Genomic DNA, 18,272 nt, shown 5'->3' with positions numbered 1-18,272 from the left:
AATAAGCGATCGCATCCCAGACGCTGCTGTGCCTGTACCAAAGCATCAGCATGAGACTGGAGGAAATGCTCAGTAACTACTAAATCACTATCAATAAAGATAATTATTTCACCAAGCGCCTGCTTCACCCCTAGATTCCTGGCTGCAGCCGGTCCAGCATGGTTTTGAGCAAATGAGCGTACATGGGGAAACTGATCCCCGTGTGCTGTCAACCAATCTAAAGTGCCATCCGTTGAGCCATCATCTACTAAGACAACTTCATAATCCAAGACCTGGCGATCTTTATCTTGCCTGAGTTGCTGATGTTCTAATGCGATTAGGCACTTTTTGAGAATCGGTAAGCGATTGTAAGTGGGAATGACAATGCTTAGCAAACTTGGGAACCTTTTGAATTTGATATTATTGTGAACTTAAACAGCGATCGCGTGGAAAACGTTATGCAAATTGACTGGCAAACTGCCAAAACTTACGAAGACATTCTATACCATAAAACCGACGGTATTGCCAAAATTACCATCAATCGTCCCCACAAACGCAACGCCTTTCGTCCCAAAACCGTCTTTGAACTTTATGATGCTTTCTGTGATGCCCGCGAAGATCACAGTATTGGTGTTGTTTTATTAACTGGTGCTGGTCCCCACACCGATGGCAAATACGCCTTTTGTGCTGGTGGTGACCAAAGTGTACGAGGTCAGGCTGGATATATTGGAGAAGATGGCGTTCCTCGCTTAAACGTATTAGATTTACAACGCCTGATTCGTTCCATGCCCAAAGTAGTGATTGCCCTAGTTGCTGGATATGCTATTGGTGGTGGTCATGTCCTACATGTGATTTGTGACCTAACTATTGCTGCTGATAATGCTATCTTTGGTCAAACTGGCCCGAAAGTCGGTAGTTTTGATGGTGGGTTTGGCGCTAGCTATCTTGCCCGAATTGTTGGTCAAAAAAAGGCCCGAGAAATTTGGTTTCTCTGTCGTCAATACACCGCATCTCAAGCCCTAGAAATGGGTTTAGTTAACTGTGTCGTTCCAGTGGAGAAGTTGGAAGCAGAAGGGCTACAGTGGGCAAAGGAAATTTTGGCAAAAAGTCCTATTGCCATTCGTTGCTTGAAAGCTGCCTTTAACGCGGATTGCGACGGTCAAGCTGGTCTACAAGAGCTAGCTGGTAATGCTACGTTACTCTATTACATGACAGAAGAAGGAGCTGAAGGTAAACAAGCTTTCTTAGAAAAGCGTCCACCAGATTTTCGTCAATACCCTTGGTTACCTTAGATTATAGCATTTATCAATTTCTGAGGTACAAATTTCTGTGGAGTAGGGAGTAGGGAGTAGGGAGTAGGGAACAATTACCGCTGTCTTGATGCAAAGCGCTAGGGGTGCATCTCAGTGTCTTGATGCAATAGCGAGTGGGGGGAACCCCCAAGACCGCGCTGCATCGCTTTTGAAATTAGGCAAAAATTCGGGCGAAAATTCCCACACTCTTCACACTCCCCGCGCCCGGGCCCCACACTTGAGATCTTTTTTACAAATATGAGATGCACCCAGCGCGAGTGGGGAGGGGCTGCATCAAGAGAGAGTCAAATTTTATCACTGTTCCCTGTTCCCCCTTCCCTGTTCCCTACCTTTACATGGTTAATTTTAAACTTAGTGCAAGATCTGATTATCAATAAAAAACGCACCTTATTTTGAATCAAAGTGCGAGTAAAGCTATTTTAATAGCAGATATCAGGTGCCGATTTTTATGAAATTATTTGGCTTTTTCAGCTGACACCTGTAAGCAGGTAACTACTAGAACTAGAAGATTTGGTTTAAACTGGTTTTTGTGAAATTTTTTTATTTGAATTATTGATTGTATTAAGGGTAAAGTCACTAGTAAGTTACTGCTGATATTGCTGATAATACGAACAATTTACTTCAACAATTTACACCAGCATGATATCTGTTGACGAACTTTTAGAGGTGATGGTCTCACCTTGAACGGTCGTGTCTGTCCCAGAGGATGTTTCAGAGCACGTTACCGATAGCTCCTCTGTGAGCATCAGTTGTTCATCTTGCCACATCTGTTCTAGTGTCTCCCAAGAAGAAGAAGAAGAAGAAAATGTAGGCACAGCAAAAGCACAAGCTTTCCAGCTAGCTCTGACAGGCACCCCCAGTTGTTGACACATACCCCCTCGTCGTCCTTCTGACTGATAATACTGGCAAAATCTGCAACTAGATATAGGTAAATTCAATGTTTTCATGATAAGTCTTTGTTCAGGAAAATTTTATCTCCTCTTCACATTTCATTCTGCTACCTCTTACCTCAGCTTCTTATAGATAGCAAGCTGTTGACCAGCCTAGGTTATAGCCATATCGTTAGCCACTGAAGCTTTAATATTTTCTTAAGAAGTTTGTTACAAATAGATACATTTTATTTTACAAAAAGTAACAAAAAGAGATGGCTTCTGAAAGAATTGGCTTGCTTTATACCAAAAACCCATAGGGATCAACCAAAAAAACACACCAAAAGTGTATTTAGATACTGAATTTAGCCCGATTAACTTATGAAAAAGTATCAGTTCAGTGTTCTAAAAATCAAGGGAACAGCGGATCCCGGAACAGGGAATTGGGAATAGGCAAGAGCCAAGAGCCAAGAGCCAATAGGGAACAGGAATGCCCCCGACCTCCCGACCTCCCGACCTCCCGACCTCCCGACNNCCCGACCTCCCGACCTCCCGACCTCCCGACCTCCCGACTCCCGACTCCCGACTCCCTTCTAAAACCTTGCTCTAAATTTGCCATTGCTTAGTAGCACAAAGACCACAGACATCCCAACGGTGGAGTTCTCCTGGTGGAGTCGGACACTGACACTGAGGACAAAGTGGTAAATTTTGCGATCGCATCTGGATCATCTTTGCCCAACGTTTAAACGCTGCTTGGGGTATGTGAGTTTTGTCACTCGTTGTGTCAGTAATTTTGTCAGTGGCTTGACTACTTTCTGTGTTTTCTGTGTGGTCTAACTGCTCACAAACCAGTGATGAAGACATTGGCAAGATGGTGCTAGGATGTCTATGGTTTGGGGTCAACTCAGATTGTGAATAGCCATTGCCCAAAACTTGTGTTTTATGCCACTGAGCCGGAGAAAAGTGGATGTCAACTAGGGGCTCAGACCAACGAGCATTAAGCCGTTTCAACAACATCCGGCGCTGAAATTTTAGTTCTTGTGCCCAAACAGAGCTAGACGTAGCCACATATAAGATATCCCTAGAGATAGCATAGGGTCTGGTATGATTAGCTATGTTCACTCCTACTATTTCAGACCAACACTTAATTAGGGATGACAAGCGTTGTATACCTTGCCACTCGGGCTGATTTGTAATCCTATCTAAGATCTGATTGAGTGATTTAAGCATATCGCCTTACTAGATAGCGTTTATCGCAGTAATGAGGTACAGTCTTCTTTGAATTTGATTTCCTGTATTGATGCAGCGCATCCCTATTATTTATTGTTTCTTACCTGTTCCCTGTTCCCAGATCCGCTGTTCCCTAAAATTCCGAAATTGTGTACCTCATAGCTATGAGAATTGCTATAATTAGTTAATTTGACAATAGTTTTGATTGCTTCAGGACTTACGTCCCAGCGTTGAAGCCTTTGCCACGCTAGAAGCTTGTGTCACACTGGCCAAAAACTAGCTTATAGTTAGTAGGGTGACCCTAAAGATAGAATGGCTAGCGTTAAGTCCTGTTGCTTGTTCTGTAGCACAAACGACCGATAGAGTCCGCCATGAGCCAAAACTCCTCAGTTAATTCTTCCCCTAGCTCGACCGGTAACTACAAACTCAACTCAGTTTTACAAGCTGCTCTGAGTAGCCTTGATGTACAACTAGAGGAAGAATTAGCGCGCTACCGACGTCGAAGAGTAGGACGCCCAGTAATGACTAACCGTGGTCTTGGTCGTAACCGGGTCCGTAAACCCCTAGAGTTAATTTCTGTCGGTGAGGTAAAACAGAAACCCTCACCATCACCGACAAACCAGACCATCTCTCGACTAAACCAGCCATCAACCATTGCACTGCCAAACCTAACCACCAAGGCGACAACTTCTCAGAAACAACCACAACAGCCATTGGTTGAGGAGACTGAATCCCTAGATTCCCTCTCATCACAGTCCCCGAAACCTACTCAGCCACCAGTTGTATCCCAGTATAATAATGGTGACAGTGCTAGCCTAGGAATTCAGAAAGAGGCTACGGAGCAACTTAACCCTCCTGAAAAATTGCCTGAAGACTCAGGTAGTTTGATCAAGTTAGGGGCTAACCAAACCCAGCCAGAAGATTATCTCGAATCATCAGAAAAACTACTACAGAGTCTGGCAGAAGATGAAGAAGAATTTGACAACCAAAAGCAGGTGTCTTACCAACTGCTGACTCCGTTAAATGTCGGTTTCATGGTACTTTTGCTGTTGTTAAGCGCTACCCTACCCTATATCTTCTCCAATCCATCGGTGTTAAGTAATCTGGATCTGTCACGGCTGATCAGCTTCATCATCCCCAAGATCTCCAAAACCCCTCAGCAAATTAAACCACATAAACCACAACAGACTGAGTCGATTCCCCATTCTCCCCTACAGGGTGGACCTAATTTGGCTTCTGAGGAATTTGTAGACTTGAACTTACATACCCTTTCTCAAGTGGAAGCTACTCCAGGACCGCAGCAAAAACCTTTTTATACAAAAGATGTTCCTTTACCTAAGGTGGTTGAATCAGCTCCTAAGGTGGTAACTAGACCGATGCCTCCTAAAGGGTCTTCCTTATCTTCAGTACTTTTGCCTTCTGTTCAACCACTGCAAAAGGTTCCCTTGTCATCATTACCAACCACCTCAGGCTCTTTAGTACCCCCAGAAAGACGGGTACAGTCAGGATTACTTAAGCCAGCTATCTCTGAAACACTCCAGAATCAAGCCGCATCTCTAAGAACAGTGGTAGAGGAGTCTTTACCTGCTCGCGATCCTTTCTACTATGTGCTGATCAACTACGATGGTAAACGTTCCCTACAGCAAGCTAGGACAATTGTTGCTGATGCCTATGTGCGCAAATTATCTCAAGGTACCCGGATTCAGATGGGAGCTTTCAAATTTGAACATGAAGCACAAGGTTTGGTCGGAAAACTCCAGCAACAGGGAATTTCTGCTTCGATTTATCATCCTTAGTTAAGTTGAAACTGTCAAGTGTCAAGTTCAATCTTAATGACATCAGTTTTCATTCCTTAAGCCCTGATCATGTATGGAAAGCTGCCATGGGATTATTAGATCGTATGTTTAGAATAATTCGCGCTAGCCTTAATAGTCTGATTAGCCAAGCTGAAGATCCTGAGAAAATCCTGGAACAGGCTGTCGATGATATGCAGCAGGATTTGATTCAAATGCGGCAGGCTGTAGCTCAAGCGATCGCTACCCAAAAACGCACGGAACGACAAGCCTCCCAGGCTCAAGCCGCTGCTGAGCAATGGTACCGTCGCGCTCAGTTAGCCTTGTCAGCAGGAGACGACCAGTTGGCACGGGATGCCCTGACACGGCGGAAATCTCATCAACAGACTGTCACAACCATGAAAGCTCAGCTTTCCCAGCAAGCTGAGCTTGTTTCCAAGCTTAAGGAAGATCTCCGTACCCTAGAGCCGAAAATCTCAGAGGCCAAAACTAAAAAGAACTTGTATATTGCTCGGGCTCAATCAGCTAAGGCATCCATGAAAATTAATGAGATGCTGGGTAATGTGGGTAACAGTAGTGCCTTGAGCGCTTTTGAACAGATGGAAGAAAAGGTAATGCAGCTTGAAGCCCGGTCTGAGGCAATGGCTGAATTAGGCGGCAATCAACTGGATAAAAAATTTGCTGCTCTCGAAGGTAACTATGATGTGGAAGCTGAGTTAGCCGCCATGAAGGCTAATCTGATTAAAGGAACCGAAACTCCTCAATTACCCTCAACTCAGACATAATAACCGAAAAATCCGGAAAAATTGGATAAATAGCCGGAAAAAGTAAGTAGTTTCCCCATGGTCACCTCAATTGCACCTTGAGAAAGTTGTATCAAAACACCTTAGAGCCTTGACCCAAGGGGTTACTATATACGCAAACCGCACCTTCTCGACCTTCTTTCTCAATACTCGGAAAGGGAATAGGTAGAATAAGACAAGGACGTTTTCTGCTGAAGATGGCACTATTATATCATAAGCGCCTGTGGAAACCAGTTTTTAACCCCTCGAACAGCAATCCCGATCAATCCCCCATGGTTCAGCCGCCAGAAAGTTCAACCCTTAGCTTGTTGTCTAGCACTTTTTCCCAAGAAGTTTTTAAACTGGATGAAAGGCTCCCTGTCTTAATGGCTAGGGTATGGGTCAAGCCCGCAAATTTTTCAGTTACCCAATCAGACTTGAGATGGGACAGCAACAATTGCTTGTCCCTCAAGACAACTTAACTCAAGACAACTTAACTAGGCTTACGCACCAGCAAGCCAGTTTTATACCTACTTTGTACATTCCTAGAGGATAAACAGCGTTATGGGATTATTTGATCGCCTTAGCAGAGTGGTTAGAGCTAATCTGAACGATATAGTCAGCAAGGCTGAGGATCCAGAAAAGATTCTTGATCAAGCTATTGTTGATATGCAAGAGGATCTGGTTCAATTGCGTCAAGCAGTTGCCAGGTCAATTGCTGAACAAAAACGCACAGAGCAGCAATACAACAAAAACCAAACAGAAGCTAACAACTGGCAGAAAAGAGCTCAGCTGGCTCTGACCAAAGGGGATGAAAACCTGGCTCGTGAGGCTCTGGTGCGTAAGAAGAGCAATTCTGATACTGCTGGTACCCTGAAAACTCAGTGGGATCAGCAAACTGAGCAGGTCAATAATCTTAAGCGTAATCTGGTTGCTCTCGAAGGCAAAATTTCCGAAGCCAAGACCAAAAAGAATATGCTCAAAGCACGAGCTCAGGCGGCTAAGGCCAATGAAAAGTTACAACAAACCATGGGGTCTCTCAATACTAGTGGCTCCGTAGCAGCGTTTGAGCGTATGGAACAGAAAGTCTTGGATATGGAGGCTCGTTCTCAAGCTGCCCATGAGCTGGGTGGTAGTGACTTGGAAAGTCAATTTAAACTCTTGGAAGGCAATGATGTTGAAGATGAGTTGGCCACGATGAAAGCTCAGTTGGCTGGTGGTTCTGTATCTCAAGGAGCTTTACCAGCCCCAGAGGAGAAAAAATCGACTTCCTCAGATTCACCCGTTGACAAAGAGTTGGAAGACCTCCGCAAACAAATTGATAATCTGTAGTCAGATCAAATCCGGTTAATCACTTTGGTTTCACTGAAATTGTTAATTGTTAATGGTTAAGGGTTAATTGGTAATTGTTAATTGGTTATTAGCTAATTGCTTACTAGCTAATTGGTTACTAGCCAATTTTCGATTTTTAAGTTTTAGTTGACTAATTAATCACTTTGTGTTAAGGAAAATGGTTAATGGTTAATGGTTACTAGCCAATTTTCCATTAACTCATGATTCAAGTTGCCAATTAAAGCGGTAACTGGTGGTATAATTCTGGAGAGTATCCTAGAGTCTTTCTCAGTAACAGCAACTTCCAAGCAATCGGTGAGAAAGCAATCGGTGAAAAACACTCAGGAAACAATAACTTAGCGGCACTGATCAACTTACCTCGTTTAAGAGCTACTAAGCCCCAATGTAATCTCAGATAAGCGCCCAGCTCCCACAGTAATGGGAGTTTACCTTGATATTTTTCACTGACTAGTTCATAGATTTTTTGCTTAATCGAAATATGAGTCTTCAGACGTTTCTGGAACGAAAATTTTTGATTATAAGCACCAGACCAAACCGTCCGGTAAGCTAGGCACTTATTGATAAATATAGCATCCCCAAACTGGGCGATTCTAATCCAGGAATCAATATCATCAAAGTTGGTATCTAAGCTAGAATCCCAACCACCGGAACTGAGAAACCCATCACGGGAGAAAGCGACTTGCGCTGGGGTGCCAAACGGTACCATTTCCAGAAGCATTCCATAATGAATGTCTTCTTGGGCAATATATAACCTTGGCGGTGAACCTACTCGCCGTGTTATACTTAGTTCTACTCCTAAGGTATTTACTTGAGCCGATTGGCAAGAGCAAATCACTGCTTTCGGATGTAATGCGATCGCATTAGCCATTTCTTCAATGCAGTTCTTGGCTAAGTAGTCATCATCATCCAACAGCTTGATCCAATCACCAGTTGCCAACTCTACCCCTTGATTTACCGCTTTCGAGTGGCCCATATTATCGGAATTTCGGTGATAAACCAAGCTATGCTCACCAGCACGTGCCAACGCTTCACTGCGCTCTTGGACATAACCTTCAGTCCCATCAGACGAACCGTTGTCAACGATAACAATTTCACAGGGAAACGTCTGAGCAAGCGCGCTTTCAATTGCACGCTTGAGTAGATCTAGACGATTATAAGTCGTGATGACAACGCTGAATTTCATCTGGCACCCTCCAGGAAAATTCTGTTATTAGCTTAGCTTTAACCATCAAAGCTCCAACCTGATAATTTCCCTGAAAGCTTTATAACTAATAAGTTTAGCGTCATTATATCCCCATGTTGTTTAAAAGTTTCTAGTTAAAGTTTAAACTCTCAACCTGTAACCTTCAACCCACTAACCTTCAACCTTCAACCTTCAACCCACTAACCTTCAACCTGTAACCTTCAACCCACTAACCTTCAACCTTCAACCTTCAACCTGTAACCTTCAACCCACTAACCTTCAACCTTCAACCTTCAACCTGTAACCTTCAACCCACTAACCTTCAACCTGTAACCTTCAACCTTCAACCTTCAACCTGTAACCTTCAACCCCAGTCCCAGCAACTCAGAACTCCAGCTACCGTGTAAACCGTAAGGGATATGATGCTTCAAGTGCAGTCGTGCGACTGGTCCGCTAGTTAAATCACGACCATCTAATATGACTAGATCCGATCGGTGATGACTAGCATCATATACTAAGGTCAATACCCAACCATCATCTTCTCGTTCAGCATTGGGTCGTGGCACAAACATTGGTTCATTTACAAAACCCTTAGGGGCAGCACTCCAGAATTGTTGTGTCTTTGTTTCCATATCTATTTTTAGAATCCCTTGTAATGGAGCATTACGGGTGGGATGATCAGCAGCTCCGATAAATAAGTAGCGATAGGGATTTCCGACATGATTAGGGTGAATGCTAGGAAACTCGCAACAGCGCTCTTCTAATAACTTACTCCCTACGGTTTTGTCAGTTAAGTTCAACGTAAAGCGCCAGAGTTGCCCTGGTGCGTTCCCATTAAAATCAACCTTCCGGAAATCACTACCTACGTCTACTGCTGATAATGACTTGTAGCAAATAGAATCGACATAAATATTGCCATCTTCCTCAAAAGCATTAGCGTGATGGAAGATAAAGCCCGATTGGATTTCTAGGATTTTGACTTCCTCTGTATTCTGTTTACGAGGAATCACTATAATCCGCGTCGGTTGTTCAGGCTGATATGCCAAACACTCACCAGCTCCTCGGTATCCCAACAGGAACGGAAAGGGATTATAGCTAACAGGATTTTGGAAGAAAATACAGTAATTTGGGGTAATCGCAAAATCGTGGATAAAGGCAAAACCAGGAACACTATAACTCTGACGTCGTAATAGTTTACCGGTTGGATCCAATTCGTAAATAGTAATTTTGCTAGACAGACCTGGCTGAATCGCGAAATTTACCAGACAAGGTTGACCACCATCAAGCTTACTACTAGGGTCAATCCAAGGATGAGCAGCAAAGGATTCACCCCCTGCTAATATTCCATCCAAGTTATCTTCACCCAAGGTTTCAAGAGTATGGGGGTCTAGACCGTAAGGTTTAGCGGCTTCCCATAAGGCTAAGAGTTTTCCACCCCAGTAGATCACATTGGTATTCGCAATATTTTTAAGTTGGATATCAAATAGATTCGCTAACCAACCCCCAGGCTTCTGAGTGCCAAACACTCCTCTATATACCGGTTTCCCAGCTTTCTGTTCCGCTAAGAAGCCCTCTGTGCGTACAAACCGATTGCGAAAATGAGCTCGACCGTGATCAAATGCGATCGCACAAATCATCCCATCCCCATCAAATGGATGATGCACCCGGTAACCATTAATATCCAGCAAACCAGGACCATTGCGTAACCAAGTCCCCTGCAACTCCTTAGGAATTTCCCCTTCTACTTGATCAATCCAATAATCCTCTTCATGGCGTTGGGACTCATAACCTCTTGCCCAATCTTCTTGGCTATAGGACACACCAGGTAAGATCACCCCATTCGCTTCTTTGTTTAACACATTTTTCATTTTTTATCAAGTCCTTAGCCAGATTATTTTATGAATAGTTTTTAATTTTATTTACATTTTATTACTTTATCAGACTTTGTATACCAAAGGGAATCGGGAATCGGGAATCGGGAATCGGGAATCGGGAATCGGGAATCGGGAATCGGGAATCGGGAATCGGGAATCGGGAATCGGGAATCGGGAATCGGGAACAAAAGTAAGCCGTGAGCTTTTAGCTCACGGCTTACTGCTGTTCGCGCAGCGTGCGCGTAGCGCATATGCTTACAACTTAAATTACTTAACTTAATTGTTAACTTATAATTGTAAACTTACTTATTAACTTAATTTTCAACACTTTAGCCATTGAGAAAGATCCCGACCAATCAAATCTTGAAGCTGGAGGATATCCTCGCGATAGAATTCAATCAATTGCTTCCGCACTGCTGGTGATAACTTAGGTTTACCACGATTTAAATATCTAATCTTGTTAACTAGTTTATCGCTTAGGCTAGTAGGAACCAATGGACTCAGAATTGATTTAACAGGGTGCGGTTGGCTCAAAAATGATTCCAACGCTTTGTTCTTGGGAAGGCGAGGAGCTTGCCTAACTTTTTCAGATATATCTGGGGTAAAAGTATCGTCTATCTCCAAGAAACCAAACATATCTTTCAGCATACCTAGAGAATTATTCTTCAAATCTTCGTATAGATAAACCTTAATCTGGCTTTTTTCAAACTCTTCATAATAACGCTTTAATTGGACATAGTAAAGTCCCTGGTGTTTATAGTGCCAGAAAGACCACCAGTTATTTTTGATGCGCTCCTCTTCTTGGGCAAGAGCCTCAGCAAAATCCAATGGTTCGCGCTCTTGCTTGATTAAATGTAAATAGTTGGAATAGGCTCTTTCTGCTGGATCTCGAAGAATGGCAATCAATTTAGCCTTAGGAATATAGTACTTTATCCGTTCAACAGATTTCGCAATGTAGAGATAACTTGTAGATGCTTCACCAATAGCTACTTGATTAGTTACCTTCTTATATAGGGCACGATAGTCGTCAATATTAGTTACAATGAAATTAGCTTCTTTTTCATCTCCTAACCCACTAAAATCTAAATTTTCTTCTTCAAAAGCAAAAAACCTAGGTTCCTTGGCAGGACTCATGTAGATTTGCGGATGTTGCTTTAGATATCGATAAATTGAGGTGGTTCCAGCCTTAGCTGCACCTAGGATTAAAAAGTTGGGCATTATCATGAGTCTATCTAGTTATAGCAAATCTTATCCCCATGAGGTACAAATCTCTGGGTTTTAGGGAGCAGGGAGCAGGGAGCAGGGAGCAGCGATGCAGAGGTGCGACCCGTGGCGAATTTAATTCGCCTACGGAAAAAGCACCATTACGGTCTTGGGGAGCCAGTGCGGTTTTGGGGGGAACCCCCATGAGCAACTGGTGTGGTTTCCCCCATGAGCGACTGCATCAAGACGGGAGCAGGGAAGAGGGAAGAAGGATAAAATCCAGTGTACTTGATAGTGATGCAAACTGCCGTAGCAGACTGTCTATAGCAAAGGGAATCGGGAATCGGGAGGGAACAAAAATTATTACAATTGATTTCGGCTCCCTATCTCCCTTGGTTATCTCTATTATCTAGTAGAACCCTTACCCATCTGTGTAACCCTCGCTAACATTATTTCACAAAACTTTACATCAATAACTAGGAAGTATAGTATAATAATTTCTAGTATTATAGCTAGCAGTAATAAATTAGTCTTTGTAGTAACAATAACGGCATCAAGCCACTATTAATCAAATATCAGTTGTCAGCCTAAGGATTAAAATAAACTTTCCGTAGGGTGCGCCGATTCGCCAGCTGATAGCTGTTCGCGTAGCGTGCGCGTAGCGCATTAACTGATAACTGTTCGCGTAGCGTGCGCGTAGCGCATAAGCTGATAGCTTAAGTTAACTACCCCTCCCCAGGCTCAGGAGAACGAATCCCATGGCATTAGATGTATTGAAACGCTATAACACTCAGTTAGGTTTAGCCCTATGCTTAGCAATTAGTGGAGCGTACGCATTTTCAGCAAACCAAGCTAATGCTCAGATTACTCCTGATGCGACTTTGCCCCAGGGGGAAAGGTCTTTGCTAGACCTAGGCTCTGGTGAGGTAAATGGGAAAATTGTTGATCTCATTAAAGGAGGAGCAATCCGGGATATCAATTTGTTCCACAGTTTCCTAGAATTTAATGTCTCAGATGGGCAAAGGGTTTATTTTGCTAATCCAGCTGGGATTGAAAATATTCTGTCTCGGGTAACTGGTGCTAATCCCTCTAATATTTTTGGCACCTTGGGTGTCAATGGTGGCGCGAATTTGTTCTTGATTAATCCCAAGGGGATTTTGTTTGGGGATAAGGCCAAGCTGGATGTATCGGGTTCGTTTGTAGGCACCACTGCTGATGGGATTGGGTTTGGCAATCGAGGAGTGTTTAGTGCCTCTAATCCAGAGCCTCCCTCACCATTGTTGACCGTTAATCCTAATGTATTCTTCTTTAATCAAATTCCGGGTAAGATTACCAGTCAAGCTAAGTTGGAAAAGCTAGCGGTTGATAACCTGTTGTTGCTCGGTGGTGATATTGAGGTTAGCAAGAAAGAGAATAGTAAGGAAGATAGTAAGATATCTACCAATCAAGGTGGGAATATTCTGTTAGCGGGATTGGGCGCACCAGGACAAGTAGCTTTGACTCAAGAGGGTGACAAGCTGGGTTTGGATTTTCCGGATGGCGTCAAGAAAGGGAATGTTGTAATTAAGGATAGCGCTATAGAAACTTTCGTAGCCAAAGATAGCAATGTTGATGGTGGTGACATTAGGATTATTGCTGATTCTTTGGAAGTAGAAAACTCGGAAAATAAGAAAGACCGGGGTATTTTTACCAAAACTGAGAGGAATGGTAAGAAAAGCGGTGATATTAGTATAAGCGCTGATGACTCAGTATTAATTAAGTCTAGTGCTAAGAAAGAGCGCCAGGGAATTTTTACGATTACCGATAAAAAAGGTGGAGAAGGCGGAAACATAACTATCGATGCTGGCTCCTTGACAGTGACAGTAGAGAACGAAAATAAAAAACAGGTAAAAAAAGAACAGGGAATCTTTACAATAAATAAGGCAGATGGTCAGAAAAGTGGTGATATTAGTATCACCGCTGATGACTCAGTATCGATTAAGTCTACTGTTGAAAAAGAGCGCCACGGCATCTTTACGATCACCGAAAAAAAAGGTGGAGAAGGAGGAAAAATAACTATCGACGCTGGCTCGTTGACAGTAGAGACCGCTCGAAGAGAGCAGGGAATATTCACCATAACTAAGGCAAGTCAAAAAGGGGGTGATATTATCATCACCGCTGATGGCTCAGTTTCCATTATTAATTCTAATAAAGGAAGTCAGCATGGAATTTTTACCTTAACTGATTACAAGAAAGATAACAAAAAAGATGACCCAGATGGTCAACCAGGAGGAAGTATTAAAATTACCGCTAGCTCGCTAACGGTGGACTCTGAAAAAGAAGAGCCCGGGATTTCCGCAAGAACAGGGGGAGATAGTGATAGCGGCAGCATTACCATTGATGTGAGTGGCAATGTAGAACTGAGAAATAAAGGTACCATTCAAACTGAACAACGTAACAGCAAAAGACAGGGTCGTCCAGGAGATGTGACCTTAAATGTCGATGGCGATGTTACCCTCTATGATGAAAGCAGACTTCAGATCGAAAATAAAGGGGATGGATCCGGAGGTAAAATTACTATCTTGGCTGGGGGAGCAGTTAAGGTTCTATACAACAGTAAAATTGAGAGTACTGCTGAAGTAAGAGATCGTGAAATTAGACAAGCCTCATCGGAACCAAGGAGCGGTGGTATTTTAATCGAAGCTGCTTCCCTCTCCATTGATGCTCGCAAAGATCCCAACGATCCTAAATCGGAAAGAGGACAGAAAGGTGAAATTAAGGCTAAGACTGAAGACTCACCTATCCCTGACGGTAACCCGATAGAAATCCGTGTGGGGTCACTGACCATGATTGGCTCTGGAGAAAGCAGAGGAAGTTCTTCTAGTGGTATAACTGCTAATACATCAGGAGATGGCAAGGGAGGCAGGCTCACAATCATAGTTGAGGGAGACTTCATCATGAAAGATCGAGCCAAAATTGAAGTGTCAGCCAAAAATGACAAGACAGGCAATGCTGGCGAGATAACCATTGAAGCTGCTTCACTTTCCTTAAGCGGTAGAAGCTTTATCAGATCTGATGCTAGGAGAGACAATAAGGGAAATCCTGGTAACATCACCATAACCGCTAAGGATAAGATTGAGATTAACAATAGCAACATCAGAAGTGACATAGATTTTAATGGGGGAAACCCAGAGCTCGCTAAAGAAAAACCAGAAAGCTTTGGTAACATTACCATTACAGCTCGCTCTCTATCCCTCCAAGATGGAGGGAGATTAGAAGCTTTCACTCAGGGCAACATTCCAACAGGTAAGATTACAGTCAATGCCACGGATTTTGTGGAAATTTCTGGGACTGGTGTTGATCCCAGTGGCATAGTCACCGAAAGTAGACTAGGAGCTCAGGATGTTGGAGGCAATACCCCTAAGCTAGGAGGGATTGAGGTCAATACCGATGGGAAATTAACTGTATCAAATGGCGCAGTCATAAGCGCTCGCAGCACCGGTGAATTTACAGGCGGTGATATCACAATCAATGCTAAGGAAGTAGAGGTCACTGAAGGGGGAGAAATTCTTTCTACTGCCACCAGTAGTAACTTAGAAGAAGTCTTAGAAGTAACGGCAGAGGGAGCAATTGAGACTCAACTCTTAGATGTAGATGGTGCTCAGAGAAATGGTCAACCTGGCAATGCTGGCAAGATTACGATTAAGGCTTCAGAGCAAGTTATTGTTAGTGGTAGTGATCCAAACTTCTCACAACCTACTATTGATCAGCTCAGAAATAGACTGAACCGACAAAATAGAGATGTGGCTTTTGAAGATAACAAAATAAAAAAAACAACTCGTGAACTATTCGAGAAGCTGAATAAACTTGATAAACTACAGGATAAACTACAGGATAATCTATCAGAAAAAGAAATAGAAGAAATTAACGAAGATATAGAAAAAACCAATAAAGATATACAAAAATTTCAAGGAAGAATAGAAGAAGCAGAAATAGAAAAAATAGATAAAAAAATTGAGGCGTTCAGTGATATCCTTGAGATTCAAAATGATATCCCCCAGAGTAGGATTTCGGTTGGAGCCAACAGAGGTAGCAATGCTGGAGACTTGACAATAGAAACCAAAAACCTAACTGTCGAAGATGGAGGACGAATATCAGTAAGCGCTGTGCCATTGGATCAGGATGGTTTTCCAAAGAGCAACGTGAAAGAGAGCGAGCGAGGAGTAGCTGGCAAACTGACCATTGATGCTGATTCTCTCACCCTAGACAACGGCCAACTTGTAGCTGCTACTGGAAAATCAACCAATCAACAAACCAACAGCGAAGATGCAGCAACTATCAAGATCAATGTATCAGGATTGACAACACTCGATAACAACAGCTTGATCTTGGCTGATGCTACAGGTGGTGATGATGTCAAAGGCGGGAACATAATTATTGACGGTGGATTACTGATCCTATTCCCCTCCGACGGTGAAACGGGTAACGATATCTTTGCTAATGCTGAAGAAGGCCAAGGTGGAAACATCACAATCACCCTGCAAGGCTTGTTTGGAAACTTCAAGTCACAGCAAGGTCGGACTCGATTTAATGATATATCTGCTATTAGTTTGAGTGGAGGTCAGTCTTTGGCTGGGTCTTTGGAGATCGATGCTGCAGTTAATCCTACCCAGGATCCTGAGATCTTACCAACATCAATAGTTGACCCTTCAGCATTAATTGTTGCTAACTGTCCCAGGAGTGGAAAAGTAGCTGTAGATGAACTCGGTGAATTCATTGTTACTGGACGGGGTGGCTTACCTCCAAGTCCCCTAGACCCAATTACTCAACAGTCTGTACTGGTAGATTGGATTACCCTTGATACTGAAGAAGAGAACATCGAAGAAGCTATCTCTACTCCTACTCCTGATCTCAGTTACTTACCCATGAGAGGGAAACGTCGTGCTGTCAATACTCCTACTCCTGCTCGTCCCAAGAAGAAAATAGTGGAAGCTCAGGGTTGGATAGTGGGCGAGGATGGTACAATTATCTTGACCGCTGAACCGAATAATGGTACTCCTAAGAGTAATTGGTATAATCCTAGGTCTTGTGGTAGCAAGGGTTGAGCGAGATGTTGGAAATTCCAGCAATTTTCAGCAATTATAGTGCTGGGAGATAAGTATAGGGCTAGTTTAATGATTTCCAGCCCAGTTGATTCACTGTTGGAAATTGCTGCAATTTTCGATAAGCGTGTACACAGTCCCAAACTATAGCGCTAATTAAAATTGGCTAGATTAAGCGCCTATTAAACTATAGCGCTAGGTCAGCTAACTTCAATCCAATTACTTAATTTTAGCCTGACTACGAATCTCTGAACTTTAATTTTTGTATTAACAATTGTTGCAACAAATGTTATTCTAATAATAGGTCGAAAACAAGAGGATGGCAAATGAGACTAGCGTATCAATTCAAACTTAGGCTAACCAAATCACAAACATCAGAGATGGAAAGATGGCTTGAGATGCTACGTCATCAATATAACTATCTTTTGGCTGACAGATTTGCCTGGCACGAGCAAAATAGATGCTCTATAAACTCCTGTCCTCTTGTTTGTCATTTGCCAGAGCTAAGAGACAATCCTGATTATTATTCACAAAAGAGAACTTTACCTCAATTAAAGAAAGATAGAGCCTGGTATAAGGCAATTCACGCCAATGTGTTACAGGATTGTGTTAAGCGCGTCGATCTAGCTTTTAAGCGATTCTTAAAAGGGGATTCCAATGGCAAACGAAGCGGAAGACCTAGATTCAAAAGTAAGGAGCGTTTTAGATCCCTAACATTTTCGGCCTTCTCCAAGAGTCCTATAAATGGAAATAGATTAAATCTTCCTAAGTTTGGTTGGGTCAAGATGATCTACCATAGACCAATCCCCACCGGTTTTAAAATCAAAACGGCCACAGTAACTCGAAAAGCGGATGGTTACTATGTGACACTGTCCATTCAAGACGACACTGTCCCTAATGTGATGGCGATCGAAGAAGTCAAAAATCCGGTCGGGATTGACATGGGTCTCAAATCCTTCTTGATCAAATCTGATGGTTCCGAGGTACCAATTCCTCAATATTATCGTAAAGCCCAGAAGCGATTGAAGAAAATTCAAAAAGCAGTTAGCCGTTCCAAGAAAGGAAGTAACAATAGGAAAAAGGCTGTATCGAAACTAGGAAAAGCTCACAAAAAGGTAGCTGACACTAGAAAAGATTTTCACTTTAAGACTGTAAAAAAGCTATTAGATACTCACGATTTAGTAGCTCACGAAAAACTCAATATAAAAGGTTTGGCCAAAACTAGATTAGCTAAATCAGTTTTAGACGCTGGGTGGGGACAATTTCTGTCCATACTATCAACCAAAGCCGAGAATGCTGGGTTAATAGCAAAAGTAGTAAATCCCCGAAATACCAGTCAAAACTGCTCTAATTGTGGTCAAAAAGTTCCTAAAAAACTAAAAGATCGCATACATTCTTGCCCTCATTGTGGCTACAAAGCGGATAGAGATGTGAATGCGGCTAGAAACATCCTCAAATTGGCGGTGGGGCATCCCGTCTGTAGTAGTGCGGCTCGTTCCTAATAGGAGCCTTTCGTAATAGAAAGGGGTATGATTAGGGGGATTCGTGAGGTCTAACCTCAAAAATCCTAACTATCCTCAGGATGTGGGTGAAAGTCCCACCCTTGAAGAGA

The 18,272-nt window shown here is 42.8% G+C and carries 14 protein-coding genes; 7 read left to right on the top strand and 7 right to left on the bottom strand.

The features are described 5' to 3' along the window. Positions 1-374 (bottom strand): glycosyltransferase family 2 protein (locus tag F6K37_RS13695; RefSeq protein ID WP_287250755.1); only part of this gene is annotated, 374 nt, incomplete at its 3' end. 63 nt (positions 375-437) lie between these two features. On the opposite strand from F6K37_RS13695, the gene menB reads away from it, so the two are divergent. Continuing rightward, positions 438-1,271, top strand: coding sequence for a 1,4-dihydroxy-2-naphthoyl-CoA synthase (gene menB / locus F6K37_RS13690; RefSeq protein ID WP_044495057.1), 834 nt, complete (start codon positions 438-440; stop codon positions 1,269-1,271). A gap of 650 nt (positions 1,272-1,921) precedes the next feature. On the opposite strand, the gene F6K37_RS13685 is transcribed toward menB, so the two are convergent. Both F6K37_RS13685 and F6K37_RS13680 read right to left on the bottom strand, forming a co-directional pair. Further along, on the bottom strand, positions 1,922-2,239 hold the full coding sequence (locus F6K37_RS13685) for a hypothetical protein (protein WP_044495055.1): 318 nt from the start codon (positions 2,237-2,239) through the stop codon (positions 1,922-1,924). 528 nt (positions 2,240-2,767) lie between these two features. After that, positions 2,768-3,391, bottom strand: coding sequence for a DciA family protein (locus tag F6K37_RS13680; RefSeq protein ID WP_287250753.1), 624 nt, complete (start codon positions 3,389-3,391; stop codon positions 2,768-2,770). Between the two features lie 371 nt (positions 3,392-3,762). On the opposite strand from F6K37_RS13680, the gene F6K37_RS13675 reads away from it, so the two are divergent. The 3 genes from F6K37_RS13675 to F6K37_RS13665 all read left to right on the top strand — a co-directional run bounded on the left by F6K37_RS13675 (position 3,763) and on the right by F6K37_RS13665 (position 7,298). After that, positions 3,763-5,187: an atrophin-1 family protein gene (locus F6K37_RS13675; protein ID WP_008189085.1), complete on the top strand. Its 1,425-nt coding sequence runs from the start codon at positions 3,763-3,765 to the stop codon at positions 5,185-5,187. An 86-nt stretch (positions 5,188-5,273) separates the two neighbouring features. Then, complete coding sequence (locus F6K37_RS13670; protein WP_008189083.1) at positions 5,274-5,969, top strand: PspA/IM30 family protein; 696 nt, start codon at positions 5,274-5,276, stop codon at positions 5,967-5,969. Positions 5,970-6,530: 561 nt separating this feature from the next. Beyond that, the gene (locus tag F6K37_RS13665; RefSeq protein WP_287250750.1) at positions 6,531-7,298 is read left to right on the top strand and encodes a PspA/IM30 family protein; all 768 of its coding nucleotides are present in this window, start codon (positions 6,531-6,533) and stop codon (positions 7,296-7,298) included. Positions 7,299-7,536: 238 nt separating this feature from the next. Here the strand turns inward: F6K37_RS13665 and F6K37_RS13660 are convergent, their stop codons facing one another. From F6K37_RS13660 to F6K37_RS13645, 4 genes are all read right to left on the bottom strand, one after another. Further along, complete coding sequence (locus F6K37_RS13660; protein ID WP_008189076.1) at positions 7,537-8,502, bottom strand: glycosyltransferase family 2 protein; 966 nt, start codon at positions 8,500-8,502, stop codon at positions 7,537-7,539. A 350-nt stretch (positions 8,503-8,852) separates the two neighbouring features. Next, the gene (locus F6K37_RS13655; protein ID WP_287250747.1) at positions 8,853-10,370 is read right to left on the bottom strand and encodes a carotenoid oxygenase family protein; all 1,518 of its coding nucleotides are present in this window, start codon (positions 10,368-10,370) and stop codon (positions 8,853-8,855) included. A 47-nt stretch (positions 10,371-10,417) separates the two neighbouring features. Then, positions 10,418-10,627, bottom strand: a complete 210-nt coding sequence (locus F6K37_RS13650) for a hypothetical protein (protein ID WP_287250744.1) — start codon at positions 10,625-10,627, stop codon at positions 10,418-10,420. 70 nt (positions 10,628-10,697) lie between these two features. Then, positions 10,698-11,594, bottom strand: coding sequence for a sulfotransferase family protein (locus tag F6K37_RS13645; RefSeq protein WP_287250742.1), 897 nt, complete (start codon positions 11,592-11,594; stop codon positions 10,698-10,700). 38 nt (positions 11,595-11,632) lie between these two features. Here F6K37_RS13645 and F6K37_RS13640 point away from each other — a divergent pair, with 38 nt between their 5' ends. From F6K37_RS13640 to F6K37_RS13630, 3 genes are all read left to right on the top strand, one after another. Continuing rightward, positions 11,633-11,992 carry a hypothetical protein gene (locus tag F6K37_RS13640; protein WP_287250740.1) on the top strand — a complete coding sequence of 120 codons (360 nt, stop codon included), beginning with the start codon at positions 11,633-11,635 and terminating at the stop codon, positions 11,990-11,992. Between the two features lie 345 nt (positions 11,993-12,337). Then, positions 12,338-16,663: a filamentous hemagglutinin N-terminal domain-containing protein gene (locus F6K37_RS13635; RefSeq protein ID WP_287250739.1), complete on the top strand. Its 4,326-nt coding sequence runs from the start codon at positions 12,338-12,340 to the stop codon at positions 16,661-16,663. Between the two features lie 323 nt (positions 16,664-16,986). Continuing rightward, positions 16,987-18,162, top strand: a complete 1,176-nt coding sequence (locus F6K37_RS13630; RefSeq protein ID WP_287250736.1) for an RNA-guided endonuclease InsQ/TnpB family protein — start codon at positions 16,987-16,989, stop codon at positions 18,160-18,162. The last annotated feature ends 110 nt before the right edge of the window (positions 18,163-18,272 follow it).

Source organism: Moorena sp. SIO4E2 (assembly GCF_010671945.1).
Lineage (GTDB): Bacteria > Cyanobacteriota > Cyanobacteriia > Cyanobacteriales > Coleofasciculaceae > Moorena > Moorena producens.
The sequence above is the reverse complement of the archived record's forward strand: the minus strand, read 5'-3'. Positions and strand labels throughout refer to the sequence as shown.

Excerpts from the sequence above, each read along its gene's own strand:
- F6K37_RS13665 (WP_287250750.1), top strand. The coding sequence starts at position 6,531 with ATGGGATTATTTGATCGCCTTAGCAGAGTGGTTAGAGCTAATCTGAAC.
- F6K37_RS13675 (WP_008189085.1), top strand. The coding sequence starts at position 3,763 with ATGAGCCAAAACTCCTCAGTTAATTCTTCCCCTAGCTCGACCGGTAAC.
- F6K37_RS13660 (WP_008189076.1), bottom strand. The coding sequence starts at position 8,502 with ATGAAATTCAGCGTTGTCATCACGACTTATAATCGTCTAGATCTACTC.
- F6K37_RS13630 (WP_287250736.1), top strand. The coding sequence starts at position 16,987 with ATGAGACTAGCGTATCAATTCAAACTTAGGCTAACCAAATCACAAACA.
- F6K37_RS13650 (WP_287250744.1), bottom strand. The coding sequence starts at position 10,627 with ATGCGCTACGCGCACGCTGCGCGAACAGCAGTAAGCCGTGAGCTAAAA.
- menB (WP_044495057.1), top strand. The coding sequence starts at position 438 with ATGCAAATTGACTGGCAAACTGCCAAAACTTACGAAGACATTCTATAC.
- F6K37_RS13655 (WP_287250747.1), bottom strand. The coding sequence starts at position 10,370 with ATGAAAAATGTGTTAAACAAAGAAGCGAATGGGGTGATCTTACCTGGT.
- F6K37_RS13635 (WP_287250739.1), top strand. The coding sequence starts at position 12,338 with ATGGCATTAGATGTATTGAAACGCTATAACACTCAGTTAGGTTTAGCC.
- F6K37_RS13680 (WP_287250753.1), bottom strand. The coding sequence starts at position 3,391 with ATGCTTAAATCACTCAATCAGATCTTAGATAGGATTACAAATCAGCCC.
- F6K37_RS13685 (WP_044495055.1), bottom strand. The coding sequence starts at position 2,239 with ATGAAAACATTGAATTTACCTATATCTAGTTGCAGATTTTGCCAGTAT.
- F6K37_RS13640 (WP_287250740.1), top strand. The coding sequence starts at position 11,633 with ATGAGGTACAAATCTCTGGGTTTTAGGGAGCAGGGAGCAGGGAGCAGG.
- F6K37_RS13645 (WP_287250742.1), bottom strand. The coding sequence starts at position 11,594 with ATGCCCAACTTTTTAATCCTAGGTGCAGCTAAGGCTGGAACCACCTCA.
- F6K37_RS13670 (WP_008189083.1), top strand. The coding sequence starts at position 5,274 with ATGGGATTATTAGATCGTATGTTTAGAATAATTCGCGCTAGCCTTAAT.